At 67.6% G+C, this 20,008-nt stretch carries 20 protein-coding genes; 18 read left to right on the forward strand and 2 right to left on the reverse strand.

Annotated elements, in window-relative coordinates; translation table 11 throughout:
• Positions 1-43 precede the first annotated feature (43 nt).
• Complete coding sequence (gene tecA, locus C4B30_RS02390; RefSeq protein WP_027780960.1) at positions 44-523, forward strand: type 6 secretion system effector deamidase TecA; 480 nt, start codon at positions 44-46, stop codon at positions 521-523.
• A gap of 289 nt (positions 524-812) precedes the next feature.
• The gene (locus tag C4B30_RS02395; RefSeq protein WP_105131604.1) at positions 813-1,706 is read left to right on the forward strand and encodes an IclR family transcriptional regulator; all 894 of its coding nucleotides are present in this window, start codon (positions 813-815) and stop codon (positions 1,704-1,706) included.
• Positions 1,707-1,805: 99 nt separating this feature from the next.
• Here the strand turns inward: C4B30_RS02395 and C4B30_RS02400 are convergent, their stop codons facing one another.
• Entirely contained in the window at positions 1,806-2,885 is a 1,080-nt protein-coding gene (locus C4B30_RS02400; protein ID WP_027780958.1) for a porin, read from the reverse strand.
• A 444-nt stretch (positions 2,886-3,329) separates the two neighbouring features.
• Between C4B30_RS02400 and C4B30_RS02405 the strand changes: the two genes are divergently transcribed.
• The 14 genes from C4B30_RS02405 (at position 3,330) to C4B30_RS02470 (ending at position 16,685) form a co-directional block, all read left to right on the forward strand.
• Positions 3,330-3,647, forward strand: coding sequence for a non-heme iron oxygenase ferredoxin subunit (locus C4B30_RS02405; RefSeq protein ID WP_006489883.1), 318 nt, complete (start codon positions 3,330-3,332; stop codon positions 3,645-3,647).
• A 1-nt stretch (position 3,648) separates the two neighbouring features.
• Positions 3,649-3,960 carry a recombinase-like helix-turn-helix domain-containing protein gene (locus tag C4B30_RS02410; RefSeq protein WP_105131605.1) on the forward strand — a complete coding sequence of 104 codons (312 nt, stop codon included), beginning with the start codon at positions 3,649-3,651 and terminating at the stop codon, positions 3,958-3,960.
• 54 nt (positions 3,961-4,014) lie between these two features.
• Positions 4,015-5,085 (forward strand): aromatic ring-hydroxylating dioxygenase subunit alpha, encoded by a 1,071-nt coding sequence (locus C4B30_RS02415; RefSeq protein ID WP_105131606.1) that lies wholly within the window; start codon positions 4,015-4,017, stop codon positions 5,083-5,085.
• Complete coding sequence (locus tag C4B30_RS02420) at positions 5,078-5,848, forward strand: SDR family oxidoreductase (protein ID WP_105131607.1); 771 nt, start codon at positions 5,078-5,080, stop codon at positions 5,846-5,848. The genes C4B30_RS02415 and C4B30_RS02420 overlap by 8 nt, the downstream gene beginning before the upstream one ends.
• Positions 5,849-5,892: 44 nt before the next feature.
• Complete coding sequence (locus C4B30_RS02425) at positions 5,893-6,420, forward strand: cupin domain-containing protein (RefSeq protein WP_027780954.1); 528 nt, start codon at positions 5,893-5,895, stop codon at positions 6,418-6,420.
• Positions 6,421-6,438: 18 nt separating this feature from the next.
• A complete protein-coding gene (locus tag C4B30_RS02430) occupies positions 6,439-7,335 on the forward strand; it encodes an alpha/beta fold hydrolase (RefSeq protein WP_105131608.1) in 897 nt (298 codons plus the stop codon).
• Positions 7,332-8,189, forward strand: coding sequence for an IclR family transcriptional regulator (locus C4B30_RS02435; RefSeq protein WP_027780952.1), 858 nt, complete (start codon positions 7,332-7,334; stop codon positions 8,187-8,189). The genes C4B30_RS02430 and C4B30_RS02435 overlap by 4 nt, the downstream gene beginning before the upstream one ends.
• Positions 8,186-8,983, forward strand: a complete 798-nt coding sequence (locus tag C4B30_RS02440) for an SDR family oxidoreductase (protein ID WP_105131609.1) — start codon at positions 8,186-8,188, stop codon at positions 8,981-8,983. Before C4B30_RS02435 ends, C4B30_RS02440 begins: the two co-directional genes overlap by 4 nt.
• Positions 8,976-10,643 carry a thiamine pyrophosphate-binding protein gene (locus C4B30_RS02445; RefSeq protein ID WP_105131610.1) on the forward strand — a complete coding sequence of 556 codons (1,668 nt, stop codon included), beginning with the start codon at positions 8,976-8,978 and terminating at the stop codon, positions 10,641-10,643. The genes C4B30_RS02440 and C4B30_RS02445 overlap by 8 nt, the downstream gene beginning before the upstream one ends.
• On the forward strand, positions 10,636-11,463 hold the full coding sequence (locus C4B30_RS02450) for an aspartate dehydrogenase (RefSeq protein WP_105131611.1): 828 nt from the start codon (positions 10,636-10,638) through the stop codon (positions 11,461-11,463). Before C4B30_RS02445 ends, C4B30_RS02450 begins: the two co-directional genes overlap by 8 nt.
• A gap of 71 nt (positions 11,464-11,534) precedes the next feature.
• Positions 11,535-13,025 (forward strand): aldehyde dehydrogenase, encoded by a 1,491-nt coding sequence (locus C4B30_RS02455; RefSeq protein ID WP_105131612.1) that lies wholly within the window; start codon positions 11,535-11,537, stop codon positions 13,023-13,025.
• An 18-nt stretch (positions 13,026-13,043) separates the two neighbouring features.
• The gene (locus C4B30_RS02460; protein WP_105131613.1) at positions 13,044-14,006 is read left to right on the forward strand and encodes a VOC family protein; all 963 of its coding nucleotides are present in this window, start codon (positions 13,044-13,046) and stop codon (positions 14,004-14,006) included.
• Entirely contained in the window at positions 14,003-15,247 is a 1,245-nt protein-coding gene (locus tag C4B30_RS02465) for an NAD(P)/FAD-dependent oxidoreductase (RefSeq protein ID WP_105131614.1), read from the forward strand. The genes C4B30_RS02460 and C4B30_RS02465 overlap by 4 nt, the downstream gene beginning before the upstream one ends.
• Before the next feature lie 37 nt (positions 15,248-15,284).
• A complete protein-coding gene (locus C4B30_RS02470) occupies positions 15,285-16,685 on the forward strand; it encodes an MFS transporter (protein ID WP_027780945.1) in 1,401 nt (466 codons plus the stop codon).
• A gap of 94 nt (positions 16,686-16,779) precedes the next feature.
• Here C4B30_RS02470 and C4B30_RS02475 read toward each other — a convergent pair whose 3' ends face one another.
• On the reverse strand, positions 16,780-17,706 hold the full coding sequence (locus tag C4B30_RS02475) for an ADP-ribosylglycohydrolase family protein (protein ID WP_105131615.1): 927 nt from the start codon (positions 17,704-17,706) through the stop codon (positions 16,780-16,782).
• A 182-nt stretch (positions 17,707-17,888) separates the two neighbouring features.
• On the opposite strand from C4B30_RS02475, the gene C4B30_RS02480 reads away from it, so the two are divergent.
• Together C4B30_RS02480 and hcp are read left to right on the forward strand one after the other, a co-directional pair.
• Positions 17,889-18,146 carry a DUF3079 domain-containing protein gene (locus tag C4B30_RS02480; RefSeq protein WP_105131616.1) on the forward strand — a complete coding sequence of 86 codons (258 nt, stop codon included), beginning with the start codon at positions 17,889-17,891 and terminating at the stop codon, positions 18,144-18,146.
• Between the two features lie 192 nt (positions 18,147-18,338).
• Positions 18,339-20,006, forward strand: coding sequence for a hydroxylamine reductase (gene hcp / locus C4B30_RS02485; RefSeq protein ID WP_105131617.1), 1,668 nt, complete (start codon positions 18,339-18,341; stop codon positions 20,004-20,006).
• Positions 20,007-20,008 lie beyond the last annotated feature (2 nt).

Consider the following 20,008-nt stretch of genomic DNA (forward strand, 5'->3'; position numbering starts at 1 on the left):
TCGGCGGGACAATAATGTCCCGCTTTCCTGAGAGGAGCTATCCGTGCAACTGACCCAGTTAGGCGGGCACGTCGCCCAATCCGGCATCGCCGAGCGGCAAAAACACGCGCAGGCGCTGATGTTCGGGATGGCGAACATTGACGAGTACGTGTCCGGCGGCGTTTGCTACGACGCCGCGGCGTATGTCCGGTATCTGCTGCGCGCCGACGCGATGATCGCGCCCGGTGCACTGCTCGACACGATCGGCCAGCTGTGGAAGACGCGCTTCAACTTCGAGACCGGCGATCAATGGGACGGACGCGCGAGCATTCCCGCGGGCACCGCGGTCGGCTTCGCCCGCGGCGCGAATGTCTTTCACGCCGCGATTGCCGTCGGCGGCACCCGGATCCGCGGGATCAACGGCGGCCTGCTGGGCGCCGGATGGCTGCATCCGGTCGATCTGGCGCGGGTGCTGCAGCCGGATCCGGCCGGCGGCTTTGCGTACGACCGCACGACCATTCGCGTCTATCTGTCGCGCCTGTAGGCTGTCCGGCGTCGAATCCCGCGCTGTTTCCACCGTTACCCGTTGACGGCCGCGCGCGAGCGCCGCGCGGCCGCCTTTCCGCCGTTCGGCGATATCCGCATGGCGTCGCGCCGTCCAACGCTGCTATTCTCTCGACCTTGAATGACGCGTCATGGCGGCGCCCGTACGCATGCCGCCTCCCGGCGCCGCGCGCCGGTGCGAGCCCACGCGCGCACTGAGGTAGCATGACTGAATATTCACGACGATCCATGACCCGTTTCGTGACCGACTTCCTTTCGTCCATGTCCACATGGCCAAGACAACGATGAGCGATGCACCTGATCCGGCGGCGCCCGGCGACGACGAGCCGTCGGGCGGCGCGTCGTCCTATCTGGTGCCGGGGCTCGAACGCGGGCTGCGGATCCTCGCCGAATTCTCCGCGCGCGAGCCCGTGCTCGGCGCGCCCGAGCTGTCGAAGCGCATCGGCATTCCGCGCACGACCACGTTCCGGCTGCTGCAGACGCTCGAGGCGCTCGGTTTTCTCGAACGCGTGAACGGCGACCGCTATTTCCGGCTCGGCGTCGGCGTGCTGCGGCTCGGCTTCGAATATCTGAATTCGCTCGAACTGACCGATCTCGGCGCGCCCGTGCTCGAACGGCTGCGCGATTCGACCGGCCTGTCGACGCATCTGCTGATCCGCGACCAGCGCGACGTGGTGTTCGTCGCGAAGGCGCAGAGCAATGCGTCGATGTTCGGTTCGGTGAAGGTGCACGTCGGCACGCGCCTGCCCGCGCATGCGACAGTGCACGGCCACGTGCTGATGGGCGACCTGACGCGCGATGCGTTGCGGCAGCTCTATCCGGAGAAGAAACTCGAACAGTTCACCGAGCGTACGCCCGGCACCGTCGACGAACTGTACGAACGCATGCGTCATTACGCACGGCTCGGCTACGCCGTCAGCGAGGCGGCATTCGAGAGCGGCATTTCGGCCGTGACCGCGCCCGTGCGCGATCACTCGGGCTCGATCGTCGCGGCGATCACCGCGACGGTGCCGCGCTCGGAGATCGGCGACGCCGGCGAGAAGGAGCGGCTCGTCGAAGCCGTGTGCGGCGCGGCGGTCGACCTGTCGCAACGGCTGAACTATCGACCGCTCGAAAGCGACCCGACGTTCGCGCATGCGCGCCACAAGGTCGCGATGTTCTGACGCGCGCGTCGAACCGGCCGCGGCGCGCGGCATCGCAAACGAAGAGAGCGGCCCGCGGGCCGCTCTTGTCGTTTTCGGGCGCCGAACGCCCGAGCTCGCTCAGAACGAGTGATGAATCCCGGTCAGCACGATCACCTGGTTCGCGGTGCTCGACGTGCCGGCCGTGAAGAACGCGGCCTTTGCGCCGCCCGAACCGTGTTCAACCAGCACGTTCGCATACAACTGCGTGCGCTTCGACAGCGCGTAGATGTCGCCGAGTTCGACCTGAGTCCAGCGGCGGCCGGCCAGCGTCGTGGTCGCCGCGCCGCCCGCGATCGTGTTGAACGCGCTGCTGCGGTAGTTCACGCCCGCGTCGTAGCTCTGGAACGTGTCGGAAAACCCGTTCGACTGCATCTTCACGCGCGTGTAGAGGCCGTGCACGAGGAAGTCGCCGATCTGGTACGACGCGCCCGCGCCGATGTTCTCGACCTTGTTCGCGAGATAGCCGTTCGCGGTGTTCTGCCCCTGGAACGACGCGATGCCCGTCTGGCTGATCAGGATCGCGCGGTCGTGCTCGTTCGAGTAGACGGCCGACGCCTTGAACGGCCCGTTCGCATAGTTCAGCGCGACGCCGACCGATTTGCCGGTCGAGAAGTTCGTCGTATTGCCGAGCGCGAGCGTCGCCGCGGCCGAGAAGCCCGCGAAGGTCGGTGAGCGGTACTTCACCGAATTGTTGTACGGCACGTTGCCGGTCGCGGCGAGCCCGTCGATGTTGCCCGGGTGGAACGCGTACCAGCTCATCGCGAGGTACGCCGTGCTGAGCGGATCGAGATAGTCGAACGTGAGCGGCGTCTGGCGGCCGAGCGTCAGCGTGCCGTAGCGCTCCGAGCTGAGGCCGACGAACGCCGCGCGATTCCAGATCGTGTTCGCGGTCGCGAACTGCCCATTGTTCGTATAGAAGCCGTTTTCCAGCTGGAAGATCGCCGACAGCCCGCTGCCGAGATCTTCCTTGCCCTTCAGGCCCCAGCGATCGGGCTGTGTATTGCCCTGGATCATCGCCCATTTCGCGTGGCCGCCGACGTTGTTCACGTACGCGACGCCCGCATCCAGGCTGCCGTACAGCACCACGCTGCTCTGCGCCCACGCGCCCGACGCGGCGCCCATTCCGATGACTGCCGCTGCTACCGCATGCTTGACCATTTTGTCTCCTGACTCTCCAACCTGATGAAAACGTGTTGTGGCGGCTTGCGCAGCGGCGGCCGGCCGTCGCGCATGTTCATCGCCACATGGGCATTTGTATGTTCCATATAAGGAACAGTGTGCCTCTGATGGAATGGAGTATAGAGGCGTCAAGCGCCGGAACAAAAATAAATTTTTCGGGACGGATGGGCGCCGTGCCGATGCCAGCCGACCCGGCGCGAGGTCTCGAAAAAGCCGATAAATCCCCGCTGCATAACAAAAAATTACATTCGATCAGGTAGGCGAAAGGGTTCGTCGACCTGACGGTCGGTGTTTTCCCTAGGACATGCAGCTTTTTGTTTTACTCGTGGAAAGTCGCTCCTATAATCACCATCCATAAACTGATGTTCCTAATATGGAACAAATCGGAACAAACCGAGAGTCGATCAGAAGGAAGGGTGCGAGATGTCTGAACAATGGATTTGCGCCGGTCATGCCGGCGCGCTGTCGGAAGACACGCCGATCGAGTTCAAGCGGACCGACGGCGTGGAAATCGGGATCTACCGGGTCGGCGACGACGTGTATGCGCTCGAGAACGTGTGTCCGCATGCGTACGCGCTGCTGACGCAGGGGTTCGTCGACGAAGGCACGGTCGAATGCCCGCTGCACGAGGCCGTGTTCGACATCAAGACGGGCGAATGCCTGAAGGGGCCGGGCGGACGGGCGCTGAAGCAGTACGCGGTGCGCCTCGCCGGCGAAGAAATCCAGATCAAGGTGGAATGACATGAAAGAAGCGACCGTCAACTTCAATCCCTTTCTGAAGCCGTGGGTGGCGCCGCAGCCGAACAACATCGCGGGCAAGGGGCAGATCGAAATCCCCGGCCAGGTCGAGAACCAGGTCTGGCAGAACCGCAAGGCCGAACCGACCCAGTACGAGAACGACCTCGGCGATGTGCTCGAACGCGTGTTCGAGAGCGGCGCGACCGAACTGGACGACGTCGTCGCGGGCCTGAACCGCATCGGCTTCCGCGCGCCGGACGGCACCGCGTGGACCGCGGAGCGCTTCCGCGCCGAAATGGCCTCGCTGGCGGAATGAGCGCGCGTGCCGCGTGACCGCCGACCCGACGACAACCGCATCCGGAGCACACTGATGACGTCCCCCGCACAACACGAAGTCCAACACGACCCGGTCCGCGACTACCTCGACCGCGGCATCAAGAACTACTGGTATCCCGTCGCGCCGAGCTGGCAGGTATCGAACGCACCGGTCGGCCTCACGCGCCTGTCCGAGCAGATCGTGCTGTGGCGCGATCACGAAGGAAAAGTCCACGCGCTGGAAGACCGCTGCCCGCATCGCGGCGCGCGCCTGTCGCTCGGCTGGAACCTCGGCGGCAACATCGCGTGCTGGTATCACGGCATCGAAGTCGACGGCGGCGGCACGGTCAACCGTGTGCCGGCCGTGTCGAACTGTCCGATGGAAGGCACGAAGTGCGTGAAGTCGTATCCGGTCGAAGAGAAAGCCGGCGCGATCTTCCTGTGGTTCGGCGACGAAGCGCACGGCGAGCCGGCGCCGCTGAATCTGCCGGAAGAACTGGTCGCCGACGAGTACGGCCACTTCCTGTGCGTGTCGAACTGGAAGTGCAATTACCAGTACGCGATCGACAACGTGATGGACCCGATGCACGGCGCGTATCTGCACGCGACGTCGCACTCGATGGCCGAAGGCGACAAGCAGGCCGACATGCGCGTGCGCAAGACGGAAACGGGCCTGATGTTCGAGAAGATCGGCCAGCGCGACGTGAACTTCGACTGGGTCGAACTCGGCGAAACGGGCTGCCTGTGGATGCGCCTCGCGATTCCGTACAAGCAGAAGTTCGGCCCCGGCGGCAACTTCGGGATCATCGGCTTCGCGACGCCGGTCGACGGCGACCACTGCCAGGTCTATTTCTGGCGTACCCGCAAGGTCAGCGGCTGGCAGCGCGACGTGTGGCGCTTCATGTACCGCAACCGTCTCGAAGGCCTGCACTGGGACGTGCTCGAACAGGATCGCTACGTCCTCGAAAGCCTCGCGCCGCATGCGCGCGATCACGAATACCTGTACCAGCACGACGTCGGCATCACGCGCGTGCGCCGGATGCTGCGCCAGCGTGCGCAGGAGCACCTGTCCGCGCTCGACGCGCATCGCGCGGCACACGCCGCTTCGGAGCCCGCGAATGGCTGAGTCCGCACCGGTCGTGGCACTGCCCGGTCGCCGCGTGCTCGTCACGGGCGGCGCGCGCGGTCTCGGCGCCGCATTCGTGAAGGCGCTGGTGGAAGCGGGCGCGCAGGTCGCGTTCGGCGACGTGCTGGCGGAAGAGGGCCGCGCGCTGGCCGCGCAGCTCGCGCAAGCCGGCCACACCGCGCATTTCTTCGCACTCGACCTCGCCGATCCGGCCAGCATCGACGCATTCGTCGCGCAGGGCGCGGCGGCGCTCGGCGGTATCGACGCGCTGATCAACAACGCGGCGATCACGAACTCGGGCGGCAAGCTGTCGACGGAGCTCGACGTGTCGACGTGGGACGCCGTGATGAACGTGAACGTGCGCGGCGTGTGGCTCGTCAGCAATGCGGCGTTGCCGCACCTTGCGCAGTCGGGTCGCGGCGCGATCGTGAACCTTGCGTCGGACACCGCGCTGTGGGGTGCGCCGAAGCTGCTCGCGTACGTCGCCAGCAAGGGCGCGGTGATCGCGATGACGCATGCGCAGGCACGCGAGTTCGGCGCGCACGGCGTGACGGTCAACGCGATCGCGCCGGGGCTGACCGAAGTCGAGGCGACGGCGTACGTGCCGGCGGAACGCCACGCGTTCTACCGTCAGGGCCGCGCGCTCGCACGCGCGCAGGTGCCCGACGACGTGACGGGCCCCGTGCTGTTCCTGCTGTCGGACGGCGCGCGCTTCGTGACGGGGCAACTGCTGCCGGTCAACGGCGGCTTCGTCATGAATTGAATCGAATTGAATCGAAGTTTTCACTCGGAATGAAGGAGAGGACGATGGCGGACGCCGATCTCGAACGCAAGTCGTGGGACCAGCCGGAAGGCGCAAGCTTCAACGACTGGATGGAAGGGCGTGTCGCGCGCTACGCGACGCGACGCTACGACTGGGACGCACTGAAGTTCCAGGCCGACTACGACCCGAAGTACCGCCGTGCGCAGATGCGCTACGTCGGCACGGGCGGCACGGGCGTCGCGAAGGACGTCAACACGGTGCCGGCCGGCAACTTCACGTTCTCGACGATGGTCATCCCGGCCGGCAACATCGGCCCGAGCCACATCCACGTCGACGTCGAGGAAATCTTCTTCGTGCTGCGCGGCAAGATGAAGGTGATCTGCGAACGCGACGGCGAGACGTGGGAAGCGATCCTCGGCGAGCGCGACCTGATCTCGGTGCCGCCGGGCGTGTATCGCACGGAAATCAACATCGGCGAGGAAGACGCGCTGATGTGCGTGATGCTCGGTTCGTCGAAGCCGATCACGCCGACGTATCCGCCCGATTCGCCGCTCGCGAAGATCAAGCGTTGAGACGGAGCGGGTAAAGCAATGAGTGTCATCGACAAACGTGAACGCGACCGCACCGCGGCATTCGCCGCGCTGCTCGGGCAGTTTCCCGAGCAGCGTTGCGCAGCCGGCGCGGCGGGCACGATCGGCTACCGCGAGGCCGGCGCGCAGCATGCGGGCCGTGCGCTGCCCGTCGTGCTGCTGCACGGGATCGGCTCGGGCGCCGCATCGTGGGTCCGCCAGCTCGACACGCTCGGCGCGTCGCGGCGCGTGCTCGCGTGGGATGCGCCCGGTTACGGCGTGTCGACGCCCGTGCACGGCGCGTCGCCCGCCGCCGCCGATTACGCGGTATCGCTGAACGCGTGGCTCGAGGCACTCGGCATCGAACGCTGCGTGCTGGTCGGTCATTCGCTCGGCGCGATCATCGCAGGCGGTCTCGCCCGCGTGATGCCCGCGCGGATCGCCGGCCTGCTGCTGGTGTCGCCCGCGGGCGGCTACGGCAGCGCACCGGCCGACACTCGCGAATCGCGCCGCGACGCGCGGCTCGCGATGCTCGCGGAACTCGGCTCGGCCGGGCTCGCCGAGCAGCGCAGCGGCAACATGCTGTCGGGTTTCGCGAACGCGGAGGCACGGGCGTGGGTGCGCTGGAACATGGCGCGCATCGTGCCGGCCGGCTACGCGCAGGCCACGCATCTGCTCGCGAACGCCGATCTCGCGGCCGATCTCGCCGGCTTCCGCGGCCGCACGGCCGTGGCCGTCGGCGCGAACGACGCGATCACGCCGCCTGCCGCGTGCGAACGGATCGCCGCGGCCGCGCACGTCGGGCTGCAGGTGATTCCGCAGGCGGGGCATGCGGGTTACGTGGAGGCGCCGGCCGTTTATTCCGCACTGATCGACGCGTTCTGTCGGCAATGCGACCAGCAGTGGGGGCTGGCATGAGCGAACCGCTGCAACAAAACGAATCCGAAAACGCGAAGGCCGAGGCCAGCTACGTGGTGCCGGGCCTCGAGCGCGGGCTGCGCATCCTCGCCGAATTCTCGCCGCGCGAGCCCGTGCTCGGTGCGCCCGAGTTGTCGAAGCGGCTCGGCATTCCGCGCACGACGGTGTTCCGTCTGCTGCAGACGCTCGAATCGCTCGGCTTTCTCGAACGCGCGGACAAGGATCGCAACTACAAGCTCGGCATCGCCGTGCTGCGGCTCGGCTTCGAATACCTGAGCTCGCTGGAACTGACCGATCTCGGCCTGCCGGTGATCGAGAGCCTGCGCGATGCGACCGGCTTCACGACGCACATCGTGATCCGCGACGGCCGCGACGTGGTGTTCGTCGCGAAGGCGCAGAGCCAGTCGCCGGTGTTCAGCTCGATCCGCGTGAACGTCGGCACACGGCTGCCCGCGTATGCGACGACGCACGGCCACGTGCTGATGGGCGACCTGTCGCTGAAGGAGCTGCATGCGCTGTATCCGGAAGGCGTGCTGAACCGGATGACGAGCGCGACGCCGGAAACGGTCGATGCGCTGTACGAAGTGATCCGCGAGGATGCGCTGCGCGGCTACGGCGTCAGCAATTCGTCGTTCGAGCGCGGGATCTCGGTCGTCACGGCGCCGGTGCGCAACGAGACGCAGCGGATCGTCGCGTGCATCACGGTGACGGTGCCGCGTCCGGAGATCGACGCGGCGCTGATCGCGGACGGGCTGATCGACAAGGTGCAGCGCGCGGCGGCGGAATTGTCGCGGCGGCTCAATTACCGCTCGGATGACGAGCACACGTTTCTCAAGGCTTTAGGACTCCGATGATCCAGATCGATCTGACCGGGCAGGTGGCGGTGGTGACGGGCGGCTCGTCCGGCATCGGCCTCGCGACGGCCGAACGGTTCCTGCAGGCAGGCGCATCGGTCGCGATTTGCGGCCGCGACGGCGACCGCCTCGCCTGCGCCGAAGCGATGCTTCGCGACAAGTATGCCGATGCGCAACTGCTGGCCGTGCGCTGCAACGTACTCGACGAAACCGACGTGACCGGATTCGCGCAAGCGGTGTCCGCGCGTTTCGGCCGCGCCGACATGCTCGTCAACAACGCCGGCCAGGGCCGCGTGTCGACCTTCGCCGACACGACCGACGATGCGTGGCGCGAAGAACTCGAACTGAAGTACTTCAGCATCATCCGCCCGACGCGCGCGTTCCTGCCGCTGCTGCGCGACGCGCAGGCGCCGACGATCACCTGCGTGAACTCGCTGCTCGCGTTGCAGCCGGAGCCGCACATGGTCGCGACGTCGTCGGCGCGCGCCGGCGTGCTGAGCCTCGTGAAGTCGCTCGCGACCGAACTGGCGCCGCAGCGGATCCGCGTGAACTCGATCCTGATCGGCATCGTCGAGTCGGGGCAGTGGCGCCGCCGCTACGACACGCAGGCGCAGCCCGGCGAAAGCTGGGAGGACTGGACGGGCGCGCTCGCCCGCAAGAAGCACATTCCGCTGAATCGCTTCGGCAAGCCTGACGAGGCCGCCTGGGCACTTTTTTATCTCGCAACGCATCTGTCGTCCTACACGACGGGCAGCCATATCGACGTTTCTGGAGGCTTTGCACGCCATGTCTGAAAAAACCACGGTTGGCGAGCTGATTGCCGCCTTTCTCGAGCAGTGCGGCGTGAAAACCGCATTCGGTGTCATCTCGATCCACAACATGCCGATCCTCGACGCGATCAATTCGCGCGGCAACATCCGGTATGTCGGTGCGCGCGGTGAAGCGGGTGCGCTGAACATGGCCGACGGGCTGGCCCGCGTGTCGGGCGGCCTCGGCGTCGCATTCACGAGCACCGGCACGGCGGCGGGCAATGCGGCCGGCGCGATGGTCGAGGCGCTGACGGCCGGCACCGCGCTGCTGCACGTGACGGGGCAGATCGAGACGCCGTACCTCGATCAGGATCTCGCGTACATCCACGAAGCGCCCGATCAGTTGTCGATGCTCGACTCGATCTCGAAGGCCGCGTTCCGGGTGCGCACGGTCGAAACCGTGCTGCCGACGATCCGCGAAGCCGTGCGCATCGCGCAGACCGCGCCGACGGGCCCCGTGTCCGTCGAGATTCCGATCGACATCCAGGCGGCCGAAATCGAATGGCCGGAAGACCTCGCACCCGCACACGTCGCGGTGCGCGAGCACGACGAAGCACGCGTCGCGAAGCTCGCCGACGCACTCGCGGCCAAGCGTCGCCCGCTGCTGTGGCTCGGCGGCGGCGCGCGGCACGCACGCGCGGAAGTCGAACGCCTCGTGAAGCTCGGCTTCGGCGTCGTGACGAGCGTGCAGGGCCGCGGCGTGCTGCCCGAGGATCATCCGGCGACGCTCGGCGCGTTCAACGTGCACGCGTCGGTCGAAGCGTTCTACAAGACCTGCGATGCGCTCGTCGTGGTCGGCTCGCGCCTGCGCGGCAACGAAACGCTGAAGTACAAGCTCGCGCTGCCGCAGCCGCTGTTCCGTGTCGATGCCGATGCGCTCGCCGACAACCGCGGCTATCGCAACGCGTTGTTCGTGCACGGCGATTCGAAGCGCGTGCTGGCCGAGCTGGCCGATCGCCTCGAAGGCCGCCTGTCGGTCGATCCGCAATTCGCGGCCGATCTCGCGGCGGCCCGCCAGGAGGCAGTGGCCGACGTGGCGAAGGGTCTCGGGCCGTACAAGAAGCTCGTCGACACGCTGCAGGGCGCGGTGGGCCGCGACTACAACTGGGTGCGCGACGTGACGATCTCGAACAGCACGTGGGGCAACCGCCTGCTGAAGATCTTCGAGCCGCGCTCGGGCGTGCATGCGCTCGGCGGCGGCATCGGCCAGGGCATCCAGATGGGCATCGGCGCGGCGCTCGCGGGCGCCGCGGCGAAGACGGTCTGCCTCGTCGGCGACGGCGGCCTGATGGTCAACGTCGGCGAGCTCGTGACGGCCGTGCAGGAAAACGCGAACGTGATGATCGTGCTGATGAACGACCAGTGCTACGGCGTGATCCGCAACATCCAGGACGCGCACTACGGCGGCCGCCGCTGCTTCGTGCAGCTGCACCAGCCCGATTTCGCACAGTTCTGCGCGAGCTTCGGCCTCACGCACTACCGGATCACGTCGCTCGACCAGGCCGAGGCGATCGTGCGCGAAGGGATCGCGAAGGAAGGGCCGGTGATGGTCGAGGTCGACATGCTGTCGGTCGGCTCGTTCGCGTCGGCATTCGCGGGCCCGCCGGTGAAGAAGGAAGCGCCGACGGAGCGCCAGTATGCGTAACGGGCAAAAGCGGGCCGATGCCCCCGTCGACATCGCGATGATCGGCTTCGGCGCGATCGGCGCGGCCGTGTACCACGCGGTCGAGCACGATGCGTCGCTGCGCGTCGCGCACGTGATCGTGCCGGAACACCAGCGCGCGGCGGTACAGCGCGAGCTCGGCGGTGCGGTGGAGGTCGTGTCGTCGGTCGACGCGCTGGCCCGCCGCCCCGAGTTCGCGCTCGAATGCGCAGGTCACAGCGCGCTCGTCGATCACGTCGTGCCGCTGCTGAAGGCCGGCACCGACTGCGCGGTCGCATCGATCGGCGCGCTGTCCGATCTCGCGCTGCTCGACGTGCTGTCGCAAGCGGCCGACGAAGGCGGCACGACGGTGACGCTGCTGTCCGGCGCGATCGGCGGCATCGACGCGCTGGCGTCCGCGAAGCAGGGCGGCCTCGACGAAGTGCTGTACGTCGGGCGCAAGCCGCCGCTCGGCTGGCTCGGCACGCCAGCCGAGGAATTGTGCGACCTGCGCGCGATGACCGAGGAAATGGTGATTTTCGAAGGCACTGCGCGCGATGCCGCGCGGCTGTACCCGAAGAACGCGAACGTCGCGGCGACGGTTGCGCTCGCGGGCCTCGGCCTCGACGCGACGCACGTGCGCCTGATCGCCGATCCGGCGATCGCGCGCAACGTGCACCGCATCACCGCGCGGGGCGCCTTCGGCGAGATGTCGCTGGAAATGAGCGGCAAGCCGCTGCCCGACAACCCGAAGACGTCCGCGCTGACGGCGTACAGCGCGATTCGCGCGCTGCGCAACCGCGCGGCCCGCTGCGTGATCTGACCGGACCATCGAGCGTCCGCCCGCGCCACGGCGAGGGCGGATGTGCAGAGACAGATTTGTGGACTTGTGACATGACTTCTTTCGATACGAGCCTCGTACCCAACGGCGACATCCTGATCGGCGGCGAGTGGCGGCGCGGCCGTGGCGCGCCTTACGCGAGCATCTATCCGGCCGACCAGTCGCTGAACATGGAAGTATCCACGGCGAACGCGGAAGACGCGGCCGACGCCGTCGTGGCGGCCGACGCCGCATGGCGCCGCGCCGACTGGGCCGGGCTGAAGCCGCACCAGCGCGCGCAGGTGCTGTACCGCATCGCGGATCTCATCATGCAGCGCCACGAGGCGCTCGCGAACCTGCAGCGCCGCGACAACGGCAAGCCGATCGGCGAGACGCGCGTGCTGGTGGCCAGCGCCGCGAACACGTTCCGCTATTTCGCGGCCTGCCTCGAAACGCTCGACGAAGAACTGACGCCGTCGCGCGGCGACTACCTGACGATGAGCGTGTACGAGCCGATCGGCGTGATCGCGGCGATCACGCCGTGGAATTCGCCGATTGCATCCGACGCGCAGAAGCTCGCGCCGGCGCTGGCCGGCGGCAACGCGGTGGTGCTCAAGCCGGCCGAGGTCACGCCGCTCGTGTCGCTCGCGCTGGCGCGCATCTGCGAGGAAGCCGGCGTGCCGAAGGGCGTGCTGAGCGTGCTGCCGGGCAAGGGTTCGGTGATCGGCGACGTGCTCGTGCGTCATCCGCTCGTGAAGAAGGTGTCGTTCACCGGCGGCACCGAAGTGGGCCGCGGCATCGCGCGCATCGCGGCCGAGAAGCTGATGCCGGTGTCGCTCGAACTCGGCGGCAAGTCGCCGACGATCGTGTGCGACGACGCCGATCTCGATCACGCGGTCAACGGCGTGCTGTACGGCATCTTCAGCTCGTCGGGCGAAGCGTGCATCGCCGGTTCGCGGCTGTTCGTGCAGCGTTCGGTGTACGAAGAATTCATGAAGCGTCTGGTGGCGGGTGCACGCAAGCTGCGTGTGGGCGACCCGACGCGGCCCGACACGCAGATGGGCCCGCTGATCACCGCGAAGCATCGCGAATCGGTCGAACGCTACGTCGCGCTCGGGCTGGAAGAAGGCGGCCGCCTGCTGTGCGGCGGCGAGCGGCCGGCGGGCGATGGGCGCGAGAACGGCTTCTTCTATCAGCCGACGATTCTCGAAGGCTTGCCGAACAGCGCACGCATCTGCCAGGAAGAAATTTTCGGGCCGGTGCTGGTGGCGATGCCGTTCGACGACGAAGCGTCGTTGATCGCGCAGGCGAACGACAGCGTGTTCGGGCTGGCGGCCGGCATCTGGACGCGCGACTACAAGCGCGCGTGGCGCATCGCGCGGGCGCTGGAGACGGGCACCGTCTGGATCAACACGTACAAGCTGTTCTCCATCTCCACGCCGTTCTCGGGGTGGAAGGAGAGCGGGATGGGGCGCGAGAAGGGGCGTCTCGGTATCCGCGAGTACATGCAGCAGAAGAGCCTCTACTGGGGCTTGAACGACGCGCCGCTGCCGTGGGCGAACTGAGCGAAAAGGAATGACGCAATGAGCATCTTGGGTATCGAGCAGATCACGTACGGTGTCGACGACCTCGCGACGTGCCGGCGCTTTTTCGCCGACTGGGGGCTGAAGGAAGTCGCGCACGACGACACGCGTACGCGCTTCGAGACGCTGAACGGTTGCACCGTGCTGGTCGTGAAAGCCGACGATCCGTCGCTGCCGCCCGCGTTCGAAGCGGGCCCGACGCTGCGGGAAGTCACGTGGGGCGTCGAGACGCAACAGGAACTCGACGTGCTGCGCGACAAGTTCGCCGGCCAGCCGGGCTACTACGCACATGCCGATGCGGTGGGCTGCATCGATCCGAACGGGATGGCGATCCGCGTCGAAGTCACGCGCAAGCGCGCACTCGACATCGCGGGCTCGCCGTCGAACGTCTGGGGCCAGACGCTGCGCGTGGACCAGCCGAGCCCGATCTATGCACGTGCGGAGCCGGTGGAGGTCGGGCACGTCGTGTTCTTCACGAACTGCCTCGACGCGCAGGAAAGGTTCTATCACGAGCTGCTCGGCTTCGAGACGTCGGACCGTTATCCGGGCCGCGGCGCGTTCATGCGTTGCGCGCCGCACGGCGGCCATCACGACCTGTTCCTGCTCGCGCTGCCGAACGGCAAACGCGGCCTGAATCACGTCGCGTTCACCGTGCGCGACATTCACGAAGTGTTCGGCGGCGGCATGCACATCGACCGCTGCGGCTGGGAAACGCAACTCGGCCCGGGACGTCACCCGGTGTCGTCCGCGTACTTCTGGTACTTCCAGAATCCGGCCGGCGCGTTGATCGAGTACTACGCGGACGAGGACGTGCTGACGCCGGAATGGCAACCGCGCGAATTCGAACCGGGCCCGACCGTGTTCGCCGAATGGGCCGTCGACGGCGGCCTCGACGGCAACACGCGCCGACAGAAGAACGCGAAGGCGCCGGAAGGCAAGTTCATGACGGAGCGCAAATCATGACCGAAGCGAATACGCCCGCGCAGCCCGCGCCGGGCACGGTCGTCGTGATCGGCGGCGGCCAGGCCGCCGGCTGGGTGTTGAAGACGTTGCGCGCGCAAGGGTATGCGGGCCGTCTCGTGATGATCGCCGACGAGCCGCACCTGCCGTACGAGCGCCCGCCGCTGTCGAAGGCCGTGCTGGCCGGCGACGCCGATATCGACACCGTGCGCGTCGTGCGGCCGGACGAATTCGACGCGCTGAACGTCGAGGCATGGCAACCGGAACGCGCGGCGTCGATCGACCGCACGCGCCGCGTGGTGAAGACCGAAAGCGGCCGCGAGGTCGAATACGACCGGCTCGTGATCGCGACCGGCGGCACGTCGCGCCGCTTGCCCGATGCGCTCGTCAACACGCCGAACCTGCACTATCTGCGCACGCTCGACGAAGCGGCCGCGCTCGGCGAGAAGCTGCGGGCGAGCCGGCGCGTGCTCGTGATCGGCGGCGGCTGGATCGGCCTCGAAGTCGCGGCGACCGCGCGCAAGCTCGGCGTCGACGCGGTCGTGGTCGAAGGCGCGCCGCGGCTGTGCGGCCGTTCGGTGCCGCAAATCGTGTCCGACTTCCTGCTCGACCTGCATCGTTCGAACGGTGTCGACGTGCGCATGGGCGCGGCGCTCGCGTCGCTCGGCCCGCAGCCGGACGACGCGTCGAAGGTGCGCGCGACGCTCGCCGACGGCACGACGATCGACGCCGATTTCGCGGTGGCCGGCATCGGTCTCGCGCTGAACGCGTCGCTGGCGAGCGACGCGGGGCTCGCGGTCGACGACGGCATCGTCGTCGACGAATACGGCGCGACCAGCGACCCCGCGATCTTCGCGTGCGGCGACGTCGCGAACCATCACAACGGCTGGCTGAAGCGGCGCGTGCGGCTCGAATCGTGGGCGAACGCGCAGAACCAGGCGATCGCGGCCGCGAAAGCCGTGCTCGGCGTGCGCGCGCCGTACGCGGAGATTCCGTGGTTCTGGTCCGATCAGTACGACGTGAACCTGCAGATCCTCGGGGATCTGCCGGCCGATGCGCAGCTCGTCGTGCGCGGCGATCTCGCCGCGCGTCGTGCGACGCTGTTTTTCGTTGGCGACGGGCATGTGAGAGGTGTCATCGCCGTGAACAACGCACGTGAGCTGAAGCTCGCGCGCAAGTGGATGAACCAGGGCCGGGCAGTGGATACGGAAGCGCTGGCAGACACGACCCAAGCGCTTGCCTGACCGGCCCGACCGGAAAGAGATCCAGGAGACACCCCGCATGAGCACTTTCGACAACGTCGTGGCCGGCAGGGCCACGATGGAAGCTGCCGCTTCCACGCCCGGCGCGATCATCGCGCGGCTCGAGCGGCTTCCGGCCAACGCGATGCAGATCCGCGCACGCGTGCTGATCGGCGCCGCGACGTTCTTCGACGGCTTCGACGTGATCACGATCGCGGCGACGCTGCCGTTGCTGATTCACAAATGGGGGCTGTCGCCGACGCAGATCGGCATGCTGATCGCGTCCGGCGCGATCGGCCAGCTGATCGGCGCATTCCTGTTTCCCGCGCTCGCGGAAAAGCATGGCCGCGTGAAGGCCATCGCGTGGAGTTCGGCCGTGATAGGCATCACGAGCATCGCGTGCGGCTTCGCGCCGACGTTCGAGGTGTTCGTGCTGCTGCGGATCCTGCAGGGGCTCGGGCTCGGCGGCGAGTTGCCGGTCGCGGCCACGTACATCAACGAAATCACGCGCGCGCATGGCCGCGGCCGCTTCGTGCTGCTGTACGAGATCGTGTTCCCGATCGGCCTGCTGGTATCGATGGCGCTCGGCGCATGGCTCGTGCCGCGCTTCGGCTGGGAAATCATGTACTTCGTCGGCGGGCTGCCGCTGATCCTGTCGCTCGTGCTCACGCGCCTCGTGCCGGAATCGCCGCGCTGGCTCGCGTCGCGCGGGCGTCTCGCGGAAGCCGGGCACGCGGTCGGCGTGTTCGAAGGATCGGTGCGCGGCGAGCTGCCGCCGGTCACGCAGGTGGCCGCGTTCGACGAGATGGTGCGTCAGCATCCGAAGCGCAGGATGAGCGACCTGTTCAGCGCCGCCTATCGCAAGCGCACGCTCGCGGTGGCGACGCTGTGGGCGACTTGCGGGTTCATCCAGTACGGGCTGTCCACGTGGCTGCCGACGATCTACAAGAACTTCTATCACGCGCCGCTGCAGCTCGCGTTGAACCTCGCGGTGATCGGCTCGGTGATGGGCGTGCTCGGGTCGCTGGCCTCCGCGCTGCTGGTCGACAAGCTCGGCCGCAAGCCGGTGATCGTGTGGTCGTTCGTGCTGTGCGCGCTGTCGCTGGCGCTCGCCGGCATCTATCACGCGTCGTCGGTGTATGTGGTCGCGATCTTCTGCTCGCTGTCGCTCGGGCTGATGGCGTCGGGGTTCATTACCGCATACGTCTATACGCCGGAACAGTATCCGACGAGCATCCGTGCCTCGGGCTGCGGACTCGGCAGCGCGTGGCTGAAGATCGCGTCGTTCGTCGCGCCGATGGTCGTGCCGCACGCGATCATCGGCGGGAACCTCGCGCCGGCGTTCTACCTGATCGGCGTCGTGCCGCTGATCGCGGCGCTGACCGTGCACTTCGTCGGGATCGAGACGAAGGGGAAGGTGCTGGAGGCGCTGGAGGCGTAAGCGCACTCCGCCGCGGCGGATGAAGTAAACGGAAAGACCCGGCCGATGTGGGCCGGGTCTTTTTGCTTTGGGCGGCCGGCCTGTGAGGTTGTATTCACAACGTCGCGAGCCAGTCCTCGACCGTCTCTTTCCCGCGCAGCGTCGCGATCCATCGATCGGGCAACGCCTGTTCGCCGTACAGCACGCCGGCGAGGCTGCCGGCGATTGCCGCCGTCGTATCCGTATCGTTGCCGAGCGCGATCGCGCGCTTCACGCAGTCCTCGTAGCTGCCCGTCGACAGCAGGCAATGGATTGCCGACCAGAAGCTGTCGACCACGTAGCCCGATCCTCGCGGCGCATCGAAACGGCCGTCGAGCACGATCTTCAGTTCGATTTCGTCGGCCGTGCCTTCGTGGCGCGCGAGCAGTTCGTCCTCGGCCGCGCGTACCGCATCGGGGGCCGGCTGGCCGTCGACGATGCCGAGCGCCGTCAGGCAATAGAGCGCGCAGCAAAGCTGCGAACGCACGTGCCCGTGCGTGACGACGCTCTGCTTGCGCGCGAGCCGGATCGCGTCGTCGCGCGACGCGGCGACCATCACGACGGGGAAGCAGCGCATCAGCGAGCCGTTGCCGTTGTCGCGCTCGTCGCCGGGCCCGGCCATTGCGGGCGCGGCGCCGGCCGCCAGCGCGTGCAACGCGCGCTGCGTCTGCAGGCCGACGTCGAACACGCGACCGTCCGGCGTGAAGGCGCCGCGACGAAACCAGTTCAGCAGATTGCCGGCGAACGTGTCGAGATTCAGGTCGTGCTCGCGCAACAGCGCGTCGAGTAGCGCGAGCGCCTGCGCACCGTCGTCGCTCCAGGTGCCGGGCGGCACGCCGTCGTGCGCGCGCGCGAAGCCCGGCGGCGGCGTCATGTCGATCGCGGCGGGCGGCGGAATCGAAGCGGCGTCGTGGAATTCGTACGGCACGCCGAGCGCGTCGCCGATCAGCACGCCAAGCAGGCCGCCGCGCAGGCGGGATCGTCGGTTCGGAATGGTTGTCATCACACGGAATTCGGGTGGAGGCGGCTTGCGTCGCGCGATACCGTGCAGACTAGACCAATCGCGCCCACATGCCTAGCCGACGGGCGATAGCCGGTGCGAAACCATGCCGCAGGGGGCTCGTTGCGCCGGTGAACTAGAGTCGAACGGTTACGCACGACACGACACCGGGAGGACGACTCGTCATGGCCAAGAAGTTTCCGCTGCATCCCGTCCATCCGGAGCGGATCTGCTGGGGATGCGACAACTACTGTCCGACCCACGCGATGCGTTGCGGCAACGGCTCCAGCCGCACGCAGCACCCGAGCGAACTGCTCGGCGACGACTGGTACCGGTACGGCGACTGGGGCATCGAATGCGCGGATGCCGGCGAGGAGAGCGGCAACGTCAACGACAGCGGCAACGGCAACGAGCCTGTAACCGAGGCCGGCGAGCGGCCGTAGCGACAAGTTGCCTCACCCGCGTGCGGGCCGTTTGTTGATCTGCATCACGGCAGCGAAAGGCGCGCCGAAACATCATGAAAAAGATGCATGAAACACGCATCTTGAAGCGGGCGAGATGCCCGGCGGCAAGGAACCTGCGTTCCGCCGCCGTCGCGCCGATCCGCGCCCCCATGATCGAGAAAGGAGAGCACCGTGTTTTGCTACCAATGCGAACAGACCGACCGGACCGGCGCACGGCCCGGTTGCGCGTCGACGAAAGGCAACTGCGGCAAGGATGCAACGACGGCCGATCTGCAGGACCTGCTGATCCATGCGGTGAAGGGCGTCGCGCAATACGGCGCGATCGCGCGGGCGGCGGGCAAGCCCCATCGCGACGCGGACCGGTTCGTGCTGTACGCGATGTTCACGACGCTGACCAACGTGAATTTCCACGCGGCGCGTTTCGTCGCGCTGCTGCGTGAAGCGGCGCAGACGCGCGACCGCGTGAAGGCGCTATGCGAAGCGCACGCGCGCGCGGCCGGAACGATCGTGCCGGCACCGCAGGGGCCGGCGACGTGGCAACCGGCGGCCGATTTGACCGGCCTGCTCGCGCAGGCGGCCACCGTCGGGGTGGACAAGGGGCTCGACGACGTAGGCGCGGACATCGTCGGCCTGCGCGCGCTGGTGCTGTACGGGCTGAAGGGCGTGTGTGCGTATGCGCATCATGCGCGGGTGCTCGGCTACGAGCGCGACGACATCTACGAAGGCGTCGAAGCGGCGCTCGCGTTTCTCGCCAGCGAACCCGACGACGTCGACGCGCTACTCGCCCAGGCGCTCGAACTCGGCCGGCTGAACCTGACGGTGATGGAACTGCTCGACGGCGCGAACACCGGCCGTTTCGGGGCGCAGCAACCGACGGCCGTGCGCGTGTCGCCGGTCGCGGGCAAGGCGATCCTCGTGTCGGGCCACGATCTCGGCGATTTGCACGCGCTGCTCGAACAGACGGCCGGCACCGGTATCCATGTGTACACGCACGGCGAAATGCTGCCGGCCCACGCGTATCCGGCGCTCAAGGCTTTTCCGCATCTCGTCGGCAACTACGGCGGCGCGTGGCAGGACCAGCAGAGCGACTTCGCGCATTTCCCCGGGCCGATCCTGATGACGTCCAACTGCATCATCGAGCCGATGGCGCAATACCGGCAGCGGATCTTCACGACGGGGCCGGTCGGCTGGCCGGGCGTGCGCCATCTCGAGCATCACGATTTCTCGATGCTGATCCGCGCCGCGCAGGCGCTGCCCGGGTTCCCGGCCACCGCGCCGGAGGAGACGATCACCGTCGGCTTCGGCCGCCATGCGGTGCTCGGCGTCGCGGACCAGGTCATCGATGCGGTGAAGGACGGCCGGATCCGCCATTTCTTCCTGATCGGCGGCTGCGACGGCGCGGCGCCGGGCCGCAACTACTACACCGAGTTCGCGGAGCAGGCGCCCGACGACACGGTGGTGATGACGCTCGGCTGCAACAAGTACCGGTTCAACCGGCATGCGTTCGGCGAGATCGGCGGCATTCCGCGCCTGCTCGACGTCGGGCAGTGCAACGACAGCTATTCGGCGATCCGGATCGCCACTGCGCTCGCCGACGCGTTCGAATGCGGCGTGAACGACCTGCCGCTGTCGCTCGTGATCTCCTGGTTCGAGCAGAAGGCGGCGGCCGTGCTGCTGACGCTGCTCGCGCTCGGCCTGCGCAACATCCGCCTCGGGCCGACGTTGCCGGCCTTCATCACGCCGGGCGTGCTCGCGGTGCTGGTCGAACAGTTCGGCATCCAGCCGATCGGCGACGCCGGCGCCGACCTCGCCGCGTCGCTGGCGCGCACGGCCGCCTGACT

The organism is Burkholderia sp. BE12 (assembly GCF_002959955.1).
In the GTDB taxonomy this organism is placed as follows: Bacteria; Pseudomonadota; Gammaproteobacteria; order Burkholderiales; family Burkholderiaceae; genus Burkholderia.

Bases quoted from the DNA above. Each gene is read 5' to 3' on its own strand.
- C4B30_RS02395 (WP_105131604.1), top strand. From the start codon at position 813: ATGGCCAAGACAACGATGAGCGATGCACCTGATCCGGCGGCGCCCGGC.
- C4B30_RS02400 (WP_027780958.1), bottom strand. From the start codon at position 2,885: ATGGTCAAGCATGCGGTAGCAGCGGCAGTCATCGGAATGGGCGCCGCG.
- C4B30_RS02405 (WP_006489883.1), top strand. From the start codon at position 3,330: ATGTCTGAACAATGGATTTGCGCCGGTCATGCCGGCGCGCTGTCGGAA.
- C4B30_RS02410 (WP_105131605.1), top strand. From the start codon at position 3,649: ATGAAAGAAGCGACCGTCAACTTCAATCCCTTTCTGAAGCCGTGGGTG.
- C4B30_RS02415 (WP_105131606.1), top strand. From the start codon at position 4,015: ATGACGTCCCCCGCACAACACGAAGTCCAACACGACCCGGTCCGCGAC.
- C4B30_RS02420 (WP_105131607.1), top strand. From the start codon at position 5,078: ATGGCTGAGTCCGCACCGGTCGTGGCACTGCCCGGTCGCCGCGTGCTC.
- C4B30_RS02425 (WP_027780954.1), top strand. From the start codon at position 5,893: ATGGCGGACGCCGATCTCGAACGCAAGTCGTGGGACCAGCCGGAAGGC.
- C4B30_RS02430 (WP_105131608.1), top strand. From the start codon at position 6,439: ATGAGTGTCATCGACAAACGTGAACGCGACCGCACCGCGGCATTCGCC.
- C4B30_RS02435 (WP_027780952.1), top strand. From the start codon at position 7,332: ATGAGCGAACCGCTGCAACAAAACGAATCCGAAAACGCGAAGGCCGAG.
- C4B30_RS02440 (WP_105131609.1), top strand. From the start codon at position 8,186: ATGATCCAGATCGATCTGACCGGGCAGGTGGCGGTGGTGACGGGCGGC.
- C4B30_RS02445 (WP_105131610.1), top strand. From the start codon at position 8,976: ATGTCTGAAAAAACCACGGTTGGCGAGCTGATTGCCGCCTTTCTCGAG.
- C4B30_RS02450 (WP_105131611.1), top strand. From the start codon at position 10,636: ATGCGTAACGGGCAAAAGCGGGCCGATGCCCCCGTCGACATCGCGATG.
- C4B30_RS02455 (WP_105131612.1), top strand. From the start codon at position 11,535: ATGACTTCTTTCGATACGAGCCTCGTACCCAACGGCGACATCCTGATC.
- C4B30_RS02460 (WP_105131613.1), top strand. From the start codon at position 13,044: ATGAGCATCTTGGGTATCGAGCAGATCACGTACGGTGTCGACGACCTC.
- C4B30_RS02465 (WP_105131614.1), top strand. From the start codon at position 14,003: ATGACCGAAGCGAATACGCCCGCGCAGCCCGCGCCGGGCACGGTCGTC.
- C4B30_RS02470 (WP_027780945.1), top strand. From the start codon at position 15,285: ATGAGCACTTTCGACAACGTCGTGGCCGGCAGGGCCACGATGGAAGCT.
- C4B30_RS02475 (WP_105131615.1), bottom strand. From the start codon at position 17,706: ATGACAACCATTCCGAACCGACGATCCCGCCTGCGCGGCGGCCTGCTT.
- C4B30_RS02480 (WP_105131616.1), top strand. From the start codon at position 17,889: ATGGCCAAGAAGTTTCCGCTGCATCCCGTCCATCCGGAGCGGATCTGC.